Source organism: Maribacter spongiicola (assembly GCF_052119685.1).
GTDB classification, from domain to species: domain Bacteria; phylum Bacteroidota; class Bacteroidia; order Flavobacteriales; family Flavobacteriaceae; genus Maribacter; species Maribacter spongiicola_A.
Genome location: NZ_JBGQOO010000001.1, coordinates 40,792 through 53,625, shown reverse-complemented (window position 1 = coordinate 53,625; position 12,834 = coordinate 40,792). Strand labels below are relative to the sequence as shown.

Below are 12,834 nucleotides of genomic sequence, written 5' to 3'. Positions count from 1 at the left end.
TTGTTTTAATTTTTTTTCAGTGATTTATTTCTGTCTTGCTCCCATTTTTTTTCCTCTTTGATGACGTTTTTGACATGAGGGTCGAGCCAACCTGGTGCCATATTCTTTGCATCCCAATTTTTATATTCCTGTTCTAAATTTATACAAATTTCTAAATTTGTCGATGCTATGTCATATCGCTCTTGTTGGTCATTTTCTAGATCGAAAAGTAATGTACTGTTTTTATAAGCACTTTTGTACAACTTGTATTTTCCTTTTCTAACCGCATATTCAAAATTGCCTGATGATCGCCAAAATAAGGTTTCATGAGGTTTTTCTTTATTCTCTTTAAGAATGTAGGGTAGTAAATCTACACCATCTAATTGTGTTTCTTTTTTTGAATTACCACCGGCAGCGGTTAAAATGGTAGGAAAAAGATCCAAAGAAGAAACAGGGTTGTCATAAGTTTGCTTTCCTTTTATTTTTTTGGGCCAGGTGATAAAGAAAGGCACTTTTATTCCGCCCTCGAACAGCATGCCTTTATGACCTCTATAAGGTCTATTGTCGGCATGTTGAATTCTACCGCCATTATCGCTTAAAAATACCAAAATTGTATTTTCTTTCATATTGTTGGCAACGAGGGTTGAATCTATTCTACCTACGTTGGTATCTACCGCATTTACCATAGCGGCATAAACACTTCTGCCGGCATATTCTATATGTTTGGTTTTTTCTAAATATTCTTTTGTGGCATGATCAGGAGCGTGTGGTGCGTTGTATGCCAGATAAATAAAGAAGGGTTTGTCATCTTTTTTATTAATAAAAGCAATTGTTTCGTCGGTGAAGTCATCTGTTAAGTAAGATAATTCATTTTCGGGTACTGCTTTTCTATTTCTATAAATAGTCTGAATTTCATTTTTAGATTCCCCCCAATAGTTCATTCCCCCACCAGGAAATCCGAACCAATGGTCAAAACCTTGTGCTGGCGGGTACAAATCTGGATGATCGCCTATATGCCATTTTCCTACTGCACTAGTTCTATAGCCTTGATTCTTTAAAGCTTCAGAAATCATTTTTTCAGATAAAGGTGTACCAATACTCGCATCGTTTTCTCCGTCATAGGGCATATTGCAATCATGACCGAAACGGGCTTGGTAACGACCTGTTAATAAACCAGCTCTAGACGGACTACAGTAAGGATGAGAAACATAACCATTTGAAAAAATAACTCCTTCTCTAGCAAGCCTATCTAAATTTGGGGTGGGTATATCGGTAGCACCATTAAAACCCACATCGGCCCAACCTTGATCATCTGTAAGAATTACGATAACATTTGGTCTTTCTTGGCTAATTGCTGTATTAACACTTATTATAGCTAAGAGTAGAATTAAGAGTTCAGTGAAATTCTTGTTCATTATTTCGATTTAATGGTAATGGTAGATGAACTTAAATTTTGTGAACTTGCCGTAATATTAATTTCGCCAGATGCTTCGGTAGATTTTAATATAGCCAAGCTTTTGCCATAAAAAGATTTAATATGGTCTTCATTAAATGATTCTAAAGAGGCAGAATTTCCATTGCCAACTGCTTCTAGAACACCATTACCTGTTACTTCAAAATTTACTAAGTTATCTGCGTTGGGGCATAGATTACCATCTTTATCTTCAACCCTTACCGTTATAAAAGACAGGTCTTTTCCATCAGCATTAATACTGCTTCTATCAGCTACCAATGCTATTTTAGCAGCTTTACCTGCCGTTTTTATTTCTTTGGTAGCCACTTCTTTATTGTTTTGATAAGCAACTACTTTTATACTGCCCGGTTGGTAAGGTACGTTCCAAGACAGTCGGTATTTAGATTTGTAAATTCCGCGTTTAAATCCATAACCCGAATCTAAGAAACCTCTGTATTCGGTAAAGACATCGGTTAAATCTTTGCCTTTTACTTTTTTACCAAATGACTTTCCGTTTACGAATAACTCCACTTCATCTGCATTGGTGTAGGCGTAAACCGGTATGGTCTGTCCTTCTCTTCCTTCCCAATTCCAATGTGGTAAAACATGTACCATAGGTTCTGTTGTCCATTGACTTTGATATAAATAGAATCTATCTTTTGGAAATCCGCATAAATCTACCGGTGCAAAATAAGAAGCGTGAGATGGCCAATCGTCGTTCCAATAACCGTTGGTAGAATTATCTCTACCACCATAAGGTGTTGGTTCACCTAAATAATCAAAACCTGTCCAAATAAACTCGCCTAAAGAATGTGGGTTTGCCTCTTGTGCCGCAAATTCAATATCTGGTGCATAGGCCCAATTAGGACCAACAGTAACATCATAACTAGAAACCTGGTTGGTTTCTTTGTTTACTTTGTAAGCTTGCGGAATTTCATAAAACCCTCTTGTACTGGTTTGTGAAGAGGTTTCTGATCCATAAAATATCATTTCAGGATTTTGTTCTCTTATTTCGCCATAATAAGCGGGCTTGTAATTTACCCCGACTATATCAATTTGGTAGGCTAATTTGTTGGTGAACGAGGCAGGATAGTAATTAAAACCAGCTGTTGTTGGTCTTGTATTATCTTCATCATGGCAAATATCATTTAGCATTTTGGCTGTTTTCCAGCCATCTGGTTTTGCTTGCTCTAAAATTTCATTACCAATACTCCACATAATTACAGACGGATGATTGCGATCTCTTTTTATCATATCCCTTAAATCTGTCTCTGCCCATTCATCAAAATAATTACTATACCCGTTCGGTACTTTAGGTATTTTCCATTCATCAAAAGCCTCATCTATCACCACAATTCCTAATCTATCGCATACTTGAAGTATTTCTGGCGATGGCGGGTTATGACTTGTTCGTAATGCATTAGCACCCATTTCTTGCATAATTTGCATTTGGCGTTCGGTTGCCCTATAATTTACTGCCGCACCTAACGGTCCTAAATCGTGATGCATGCAAACCCCATTGAGCTCGACAGCATTACCGTTTAAATAAAAACCTTCTTTTTTAAATTCAATTTGTCGTATACCAAACTCGGTTTCATATTCATCTACAAGTTGACCGTCTATTTTGACCCGGCTTACCGCTTTGTACAAATTTGGAACACCGATATTCCATAGTTTTGGGTTACTGACCTCAATCTCTTGAATTTGTTTGCTTTCAGATTTTTTTAAAAGAGAGACAGTCGTTGTACTTAAGGCAACACTATTATTTTCAGTGTCTAGAATGGTAGTTTCTAAAGTTACTTCTTTAGCATTTTCTGAAGCATTTTTTATTTTGGTCTCAACTTTGACCAATGCTTTCTCTGAAGTGGCAATTGGGGTAGTGATGTAAGTTCCCCATTGCGGAATATGTATGGCATTATTTATTTTTAAGCGTACATTCCTATAAATTCCTGCGCCAGGATACCAGCGTTCAGATAATACTTCTGGTGCTAATTCTACAGCAATAACATTGTCTTCACCAAACTTAATATAAGGTGTTAGATAGTATTCGAAACCGCTATACCCGTAGTGTCTTTTACCAACAAAATTACCGTTGAAATATACTTTGGAATTATCCATTACTCCGTCAAATTCAATTGAAATTTGTTTGTCCGCGTTTTCTTTTTCTATCGTGAAATGTTTTCTGTACCAGGCAATTCCGTCTATTGTTAATCCGCCATTTCGAGCATTGTTAGAACTGTCAAAAGGCATTTCTATAGCCCAATCATGCGGTACATTTACTTTTCTCCAATTGCTATCTTCTAAAGTTATACTTTCTCCATTTTCAATAGTGTCTTTAACAAATAGCCAATCTTTATTAAAATCTATGTCTTCAATAACTTTTTCTTCTTTTGGCTGGCAAGAGGTTACTACAAGTGCTAATATGATGATTTGAAATACTACAGTTTTAAATAGCTTCATTTCTTTGGTTTCTATGGTTAATCGGTTTGGTTTTCTGAAAAGCAATCGGTGACGTCAAGTGGGTCATCCATTTCTTTCTGTAGTTTTTGTAAGTCTTGAAATAGCGATGTAACCCTTTCTTGTTGTTCAGGTAGATTAGAAATATCGTTCATTTCTTCAGGATCAGCATTTAAATCGAAAAGGAGTATTTTTTTGATTTTAGGAAACACCATTAATTTGTAACCATCTTTACGTATCATTCTTTGAACGTCTAAATAGGCACCGTATATAGCATCATATTTACTTTTTGTTTCTTTCCCTTTTGCAATATCCAGAAAACTATGATATTCAATATATGACGGTTTTTCTATCCCTGCGATATCTAATGAAGTAGCCATGGCATCTTGTAAATACACATCTACATTACTTTTTTTATCTTTTGGTATATCTGGACCTAAAATGATTATTGGTGGCCTAATGCTATGGTCAAATAAACTTTGCTTGCCCAGTAAGCCATGTCTACCCATAGCCAAGCCATGGTCTGCCGTAAAGATGATGTACGTATTGTTCATTTTGCCAGAATCTTTAAGAGCTGATATAATTTTACCGATTTGAGCATCTACATGGGTAATGCTTGCGTAATATTCTTTTGTATGGGTTTTAATGGCAAGTTCTGTTCTAGGGAATGGTGCTAGAGCTTCATCTCTTAGGTTATCTCCGTTGGCAATATCATGTCTGAACGTATATTCGGGCATGTAGCTTTTAGGTAATGATATATCATCTATAGCATACATATCTTGGTATTCTTGTGGTGCCTGTCTAGGGTCATGTGGGGCATTAAACGCTAAGTACATGAAAAAAGGTTTCTCACTCTCACTAGCCATGTTTATAAACCCAATAGCATCATCTTTTAAAACTTCACTCCAGTGTTTTCCATCTTGCCAAAACCCTCCTTTTGATATATCTGTTGGTGACCATGTAGTATCGTTTATAGAAAGTGGACGATTATACCCATTTGGCATAATACTTTCGGATTTTGCATTATTGAGTTTTGAAAGTGAATCGAATTTGTTAACCATGGTTTCGTGGTCCCATGCATCGTTTGGCATTCCAGGACGAATATGTGATGTATGCATAAAAACTTTCTGAGCAGGAGCATCTACATGCCATTTTCCGGTCATATAGGTTTCATAACCATAACTTTCCAAAAGCTTGCCCCAAGTCTTATCGATGGAGTCATTAGCAATCCAATTTTGACGAAATGAATTTGCCCTCCATACAGAGCGCCCAGAAATTATCATTGCTCTAGATGCCGCACAGACAGCGCCGCTCCATGAACCCATATTGTAAGCATTTGTAAACGTGGTACCCTCATGAACCATAGCGTCCATATTCGGTGTAATGATTTCTGAATTACCTAATGCATGTATTGACCAATAGGTTTGGTCGTCAGTGAAAATAAAAACAATGTTAGGCTTTGAATTTTGGCTAGCTGTTTTAGACTCGCTTTCACAAGAGATGAATACTGAGAATAGTAAAATGTATAGTGTAATTTTCATTGCTTAATGGATGGTTTTAAAACAAATAATGCCCACTTCGGTAGAAGTGAGCATTATAAATAACTCAAATAATTTTTAGCTAACACTCACTACAAATGTGGCTTTTATAGTTTTGTTTAGCAGTCACAGATGGTTTTTATAGAATAACATATGTTTTATCCTTCAATTTCTTCGTTTGATATGTCATCGGTGTTTTTAAGTCTAATGTATTTGCTAGGTATTACGCCAAACTGTTTCTTGAAACATTTTGAGAAGTACGAAGCGGTATTAAAACCGGTCATATACATAATTTCTTTTACTGATAAATCACTTTTTTCGAATAGCTGAACAGCACGTTTTAATCGAATATTTCTAATAAATTCACTTGATGATAGACCGGTCAATTCTTTTATTTTTAAATACAAGTTACTTCTACTCATATTCATTTCTTTCACCAACATTTCAACACTAAATTCAGAATTCATCATGTGTTTTTCTACCATTTCAATTGCATTCTGTAAAAATATTTCATCGGATGAGGTTACCGTAACTTCATTAGGCTGTAATGTTATTTCTCTATTGAATCTTTTACGTAGTTCTTCACGATCCTTTAAAATATTAGCAAGTTTCAATTCTAAAAGTTCCAAATCAAAAGGTTTTCGAATATAGGCGTCTGCACCAGTTTTTAGACCTTCGATTTCTTTTTCTTGAGATGTTTTTGCGGTTAGCATCACCACCGGAATGTGACTTGTTTCTTGTGTGGTTTTTAATTTATTACAAAGTTCAATACCATCCATTACTGGCATCACCAGATCGGTAATTACAATATTTGGCATAAACTTGTTTGCTAGCTCTAACCCTTTTTCTCCGTTTTCAGCTTCGTAGATATAATAGCTTTCTCCTAATCCCTTTTTAATAAAAGATCTTATATCTGAGTTATCGTCTACGATTAGTAGTAAGGGAAGTTTAGATCTAGAGCGTGTCATGTTTTGGTCAATGATATCATCCATAAAACTTATAGCATGCGAGTCGGCGTCATCTTTACTGATAAAAGTATTGGTCTCAAAAACTTCATGAAAGTTGAGTTCTTTTGTTTTTTCAAAGGTTTCTTTTTCTTTAGGTAACCAAACATAAAACGTTGTGCCGCTTTCAGAATCACTCTTAACTTTTATAATGCCTTGATGTAATTCGACAAGATTTTTGGTAAAGGAGAGTCCGATACCCGTTCCTTTGGTATCTACATGGGTTGTAAGTCCTATTTCGGTGTAAAAGCGTTCAAATATATGTTGTAGTCTATGGGCAGGAATACCGGGACCAGAATCTTTTACTTGAATAACAATGTACTTAGACTGGTCTACTGTAAGCTCAATGTCTTTTGGTTTATTAAAATCATTACCATCAAAAATTTCAAGAAGAATGCTACCGTCTTCAGGTGTAAATTTAAAGGCGTTCGAAAGTAGATTATTGCAAATTTTCTCAACGGCATCTGGATCGAACCATGATAGTATTGAATCTTTAGAAGATTTTATTTCGAATTCAATATTCTTTTTTCTACTAAGAAACTGAAAAGGTTCACCTACTTCTTTTAAAAACTCGGTAATATTACTCTTACTTAGATTTAGGTTCATTTTACCATGATCCATTTTTCTAAAATCTAATAGCTGATTTACCAGACGTAGTAGGTAATCGGTGTTTTTTCGCATTAACCCATATTGGTCTTTAGTTTCTTTGGGACTAATTTTCTCTCCTTTTTTAATTAAATAGTCCAACGGACCTTTTATAAGTGTTAGCGGAGTTCTAAACTCATGAGATATATTGGTGAAAAACTCTAGTTTTAATCGGTGAATTTCTTCGTTTTTATCTTTTTCTAAATTTCGAAGTTCTAACTGGTGCTTCTCTGCAGATCTGATCATGGTAAACCTTCTAAAAGCATATAGCAATGCTATGGTCAATAGTAAATACGCAAATTTGGCAAGGTTGGTTTGCCACCATGGCGGCGTTACTTTTATTTTGATTTCAACAGGAGTTTCGTCCCAAATGTTATCGTTGTTAGAAGCCTTTACACGTAACATATAAGAACCTGGTTCAAGATTGGTATATGTGGCAAACCTATTATCAGCAGAGGTGTAGATCCAATCTTTATCAAACCCATCTAACTTATAGGCATATTTATTTTTACTAGAAGCGGCATAATGCAAGGCCGCAAACTCGAAAGAGAAGCTGTTTTCATTATGTTTTAATTCAATTTCGTCTATAGAATTTATAGATTGATCAAGAATAACGCGACCATTTGTTTTGGTGTCAATACCCACAGGTTTATTAAAGATAGAAAAGTTGGTTAAAACCGTTTCTGGTTTTATTTTATTACTTATAATATCTTCTGGGTAGAAAGCGGTAAGACCGTTAACACCCCCAAAAAGCATTAATCCTTCTTCGGTTTTAAAGGCGGCTAGCTCGCTAAATTCGTTGCTTTGTAAGCCATCATTTACATCGTAATTTTGAAATTTTTCTTTGTCAATATTAAATTTTGATATGCCTTTATTGGTTGATAGCCATAGATTACCCTGATTATCATCTAAAATTCCTTTAATAACATTATTAGGTAAACCCTCTTTTTCGGAATAGGTTTTAAAATGTTCTGTTTTACCATCTTTTGCAGGTATAAGCTTATTTAAACCACCACCAAAAGTACCTACCCATATGTCTTTAGACTTACTTTCGAAAACCGATAAAATGTAGTTATGACTAATAGTAGTTTCATCGTTAGGTGTATTCTTATAATTAACGAATTTTGGATTCTTAGAATCAATTTGATTGTAAGGTAATTTTGCTAAACCATTACCGGTAGCAAACCAAATGTTACCCTTTGAATCTTGAAAAATATACCTAATAATATTATTAGGTATACCGGTTTCATTATTGGGTGTATATTTAAAATTAGCTTTGGTAAATGTGTCACCATCCTCATTTATAAGCCAACGTTGTATTCCGCCATTGTAGAAGCCTATCCAAACATTACGATCTTTATCTTGTAAAATTGAAAATACACTACTGGGTACCTGGGTTATTGGTTTTAAATCATCTGTACCAATTTTTTTACTAGTTACAAGATCTATTTCGAATAACCCTGGTGCATTTTCTCCGCCTACAAATAATTTGTTTCCAGATTTTAATTGTATTTCTTCAATGGCAAATACCTTGTTGATTTTGGTAAAGTGTTGAAATTGATTAAAATCACTTTCTTTATCTGTTTTTCCCAACAGGTTTAAACCACCACCTTCGGTACCTATCCATAGATTTCCATTATTGTCTTCACGTATGGCTCTAATTTTATCATTACTTAAACTGCCTACCTCCAGGTTCTTTTTAATATGTGAAAATTGTTTTCTTTGGGGGTCTAGTTTGTTGATTCCGCCTCCATTAACACCTATCCAGATAATTCCTGTATGGTCAATATGTAACGCTTTTACAGAATTTTTACTTAAGCTAGTAGTAGGGTTTTCTGGGTCGTACTTGTATTCGCCTACCAACTCGGGTAATTTTGTTTCAGATAGGTTAGAAAACTCTAATAGACCCTCATCGGTACCTGCCCAAATATGATTGTTATTTATTGAAATAGTGTTAAAATTGCCATTATAGAAAAACTGTAACTGATTCTCTTTTTTATTAGGAGAAAATCGATATAGACCGTTGCCAGTCCCTAAAATTAAATGACCATAAGTGTCTTCAATTATAGATTTTACTTGCGTATTTGGTAAGTTGATTTTTTCGTTTACTTCTTGAAAATACATGTCTCCATTATTATCTCTAGATAATTTGGAAAGACCATTTATGCCCCCAATCCAGATTTGGTGCATACTGTCTTCGAAAAAAGTATTTACATTATTGCTGTTTCTGGTAGGTGAATTGCTGTTTTGATATAAGTTGAAATGTTCAAATTTTAATGAATCTGTTGGCTTTGATAGATCGGCCATATCAATCCCTTTCGTGGTGCCTACCCAAAGTCTGTTATCACTATCATTAAATACTAAGGTGATATAATCGCTTGATATCGAAAATTCATTGTTAAGGTCACTTTTATATTGTTTAAATCTTTCGGTTTTTTTATCAAAATAATTTAACCCTCCGCCAGTTGTTCCAATCCACAAATTACCTGATCTGTCATCAATTATTTTCCAAATTAAGTTGCTGCTAATGCTGTGCGGATTTTCAGGGTTTGGTTTAAAAACAGTAAAATTATAACCATCATATCTGTTTAACCCATCATGTGTTCCAAACCACATAAAACCGTTATCATCTTGAATAATTGTATTTACATCGCTCTGCGATAATCCGTTCTCTGTATTTAAATGTTCAAATTTTAAAGAATTTTGAGCGTAAGAGGTATTTGCTAATCCGAAGAGCAGCATAAAGATTACATATAGCGAACTCCTAGTCGAGTTCAATTTGTAGGGGAGATTGGTCATACTAACAAATATATCAATTAAGCTATGAATTTTTATGATTGATATTTTTGACGGCAGACATAAGATATATAGTGTTTTATTGTAAGTATTTGATTGTCAGAAGGTATTAATTAATTTATAAATTAAGAATTGTTTATTAAACATCATATGTTCTAGCTTTTAAATCATTTGCTATAATTCAAAATTACTTTATACACGAACTTTACGGCCTATTAAGTGAAGGTTGAATTCTATATTCAATACAATTTCAAACGTTACTAATACCGCATTAATGAAATATATAGTTTGTGAAAAGCCAGGTGAATTTATTTTAAAAGAAAAAGAAGCACCTGTAAGAAAGAAAGATGAAGCCTTGTTGAGAATTAAAAAAGTAGGTATTTGTGGTACGGATCTACATGCCTATGGTGGTAATCAGGCCTTTTTTACATACCCTAGAATATTAGGTCATGAATTAGCTTCTGAGGTAGTTGAGATTGGAGTAAATGAGCGTGGAATTAAAGCAGGAGATAAGGTGGTAGTAATGCCGTACATAAGCTGCGGAGAATGTATCGCATGTATAAACGGAAAAACAAATTGTTGTACTAATATTAGAGTTTTGGGCGTGCATACCGATGGTGGAATGCAAGAGTTCATTACCGTACCCACCAATATTCTATTGTTAGCCAATAATTTGACCGATGATGAAATGGCTATTGTAGAACCTCTGGCAATTGGTGCTCATGCTGTTAGAAGAGCCAATATTGTACCTGGCGAAACAGTTGCTGTAGTTGGTTGTGGACCAATTGGGATAGGAATTATGAAATTAGCACAGATTGCAGGTGCAAAGGTTATTGCCTTAGATATGAACGAGCAACGTTTGCAGTATGCAAAAGATAAAATAGGGGTAGATTATATTGTTAATGTAAGCGAACATCCCGTAAAACAAATTTCTGAAATTACTAACGGAGATTTATGTACGGCCGTATTCGATGCTTCTGGTCACAAAGGAGCACTAGAAACATGCCCTTCATACATGTCTCACGGTGGTAGGTTTGTTTTGGTGGGACTTTCAAAAGGGGACCTTACCTATACACACCCAGCAATACATGCGAAAGAAATGACGCTAATGTGCAGTAGAAATGCTACTACTGAAGATTTTGAACATGTAATCAGCGTCTTAGACCAGTTTCCTACTTCATCTTTTATTACCCATAATGTACCATTTAGTAAAATGATAGCACATTTTGATAGTTGGTTAAAACCAGAAACTGGGGTAATAAAGGCAACAGTTAATTTTAATTGATCCCATGCAAAAAAGTTACGTTCAAATAGATCCGAAAGATAATATTATCGTTGCCATCACTAATTTAGAGAAGGGTGCGGTAATTACTGTAGCGGATCAAGAGGTTACTTTAATCGAGCATATTAAGCAAAAACATAAGTTTGCTTTGGTCGACTTTAATTTGGGTGATGACATTTTTATGTACGGCGTTTTAATTGGTAAAGCAATGACCAATATTGTTGCTGGCTGTGCTATTACCATAGAAAACGTAAAACATGCTTCTGCAGAATTTAATGAAACTAAAGATGCATTTAATTGGCTGGCGCCAGATGTTTCTAAATTTGAGAATAGAACTTTTAATGGCTACCATAGAGAAGATGGTAAAGTAGGTACAGCCAATTATTGGCTGGTTATACCGCTTACATTTTGCGAAAACAGAAACTTAGATGTAATTGAAGCTGCACTATCAGAAAAATTAGGATACCAAACCACGAAAGACTTTTCTGTAGATACAGATGCTTTAATTCAACAATATAAATTAGGTAGTTCAAGAGATAAAATATTAAGTACACCTATAATTACTACCCATGAAGAAATGGCAAAAAATAGGGTGTTCCCGAATGTTGACGGAATTAAATTTTTAAAGCATGATGGCGGTTGTGGAGGCATTCGGCAAGATTCTGAAACCTTATGCAAGCTGCTAGCCGGCTACATTGCCAACCCAAATGTGGCTGGTGCGACCATACTGAGTTTAGGTTGCCAAAACGCACAGATTACAATGCTTCAAAATGCATTGAAAGCGATTGGCAGTGAGAAGCCTGTACATTATTTAGAACAACAACAAAGCCTGAGTGAACGTCACTTTATTGAAGAGGCTGTGAAAGTTACTTTCTTAGGGTTAATCGATGCTAATGAGATCTTTAGAAAACCGGCACCACTTAGTAAATTGGTTCTAGGTTTAGAATGTGGTGGGTCAGATGGTTTTTCAGGTATTTCGGCCAATCCTGCTTTAGGGTATGCATCCGATTTATTGGTTGCCTTAGGGGGTAGCCCTGTATTATCAGAATTTCCAGAGTTGAATGGGGTAGAGCAAGAAATGATTAATAGATGTATTACCGATGAAGACTCTAAAAAGTTTTATGACCTAATGCGGGCATATTCTGCGGCAGCTGTTGCCGTTGGATCTGGTTTTGAAAATAATCCATCACCTGGTAATATTAAAGACGGTTTGATTACCGATGCAATGAAATCTGCCGGAGCAGCAAAAAAAGGAGGTACTTCACCAATTGTAGAAGTGCTAGATTATACAGAACAGGTATCAAAACCTGGCTTAAACCTTTTGTGTACTCCAGGTAATGATGTTGAATCTACGACCGGTCTAGTTGGTTCGGGCTGCAATGTGGTTGTTTTTACTACTGGTTTAGGCACACCAACAGGTAACCCGGTAGCACCAGTTTTAAAAATGTCAAGTAATACAACGTTATACGAGCGTATGAATGATATTATTGATATCAATGCCGGTACGGTTATAAGTGGTGAAGATTCTATAGAAACAATGGGCGAGAAAATTCTTGAACATATTATTCAAGTAGCCAGTGGTACGATTGCTTCAAAAGCGGTCGCGCATGGTAATAATGACTTTATTCCGTGGAAAAGAGGAGTTTCTTTATAGATTTTTCAATTAAATACAAGTAAGAG

At 35.3% G+C, this 12,834-nt stretch carries 6 protein-coding genes; 2 read left to right on the top strand and 4 right to left on the bottom strand.

The genetic code is table 11. The features are described from left to right. Positions 1 to 5: 5 nt before the first annotated feature. The 4 genes from ACEN2N_RS00195 to ACEN2N_RS00180 form a co-directional block, all read right to left on the bottom strand. Entirely contained in the window at positions 6 to 1,394 is a 1,389-nt protein-coding gene (locus tag ACEN2N_RS00195; protein WP_441822438.1) for a sulfatase-like hydrolase/transferase, read from the bottom strand. Next, positions 1,394 to 3,892, bottom strand: a complete 2,499-nt coding sequence (locus ACEN2N_RS00190) for a glycoside hydrolase family 2 TIM barrel-domain containing protein (RefSeq protein WP_441822437.1) — start codon at positions 3,890 to 3,892, stop codon at positions 1,394 to 1,396. Before ACEN2N_RS00190 ends, ACEN2N_RS00195 begins: the two co-directional genes overlap by 1 nt. A 17-nt stretch (positions 3,893 to 3,909) precedes the next feature. After that, complete coding sequence (locus ACEN2N_RS00185; RefSeq protein ID WP_441822436.1) at positions 3,910 to 5,430, bottom strand: sulfatase-like hydrolase/transferase; 1,521 nt, start codon at positions 5,428 to 5,430, stop codon at positions 3,910 to 3,912. Between the two features lie 155 nt (positions 5,431 to 5,585). Then, positions 5,586 to 9,818 (bottom strand): hybrid sensor histidine kinase/response regulator transcription factor, encoded by a 4,233-nt coding sequence (locus ACEN2N_RS00180; protein WP_441822435.1) that lies wholly within the window; start codon positions 9,816 to 9,818, stop codon positions 5,586 to 5,588. A 328-nt stretch (positions 9,819 to 10,146) separates the two neighbouring features. On the opposite strand from ACEN2N_RS00180, the gene ACEN2N_RS00175 reads away from it, so the two are divergent. Both ACEN2N_RS00175 and ACEN2N_RS00170 read left to right on the top strand, forming a co-directional pair. Then, positions 10,147 to 11,157: a zinc-binding alcohol dehydrogenase family protein gene (locus ACEN2N_RS00175; RefSeq protein ID WP_441822434.1), complete on the top strand. Its 1,011-nt coding sequence runs from the start codon at positions 10,147 to 10,149 to the stop codon at positions 11,155 to 11,157. Positions 11,158 to 11,161: 4 nt separating this feature from the next. Then, the gene (locus ACEN2N_RS00170; RefSeq protein ID WP_441822433.1) at positions 11,162 to 12,808 is read left to right on the top strand and encodes a UxaA family hydrolase; all 1,647 of its coding nucleotides are present in this window, start codon (positions 11,162 to 11,164) and stop codon (positions 12,806 to 12,808) included. The last annotated feature ends 26 nt before the right edge of the window (positions 12,809 to 12,834 follow it).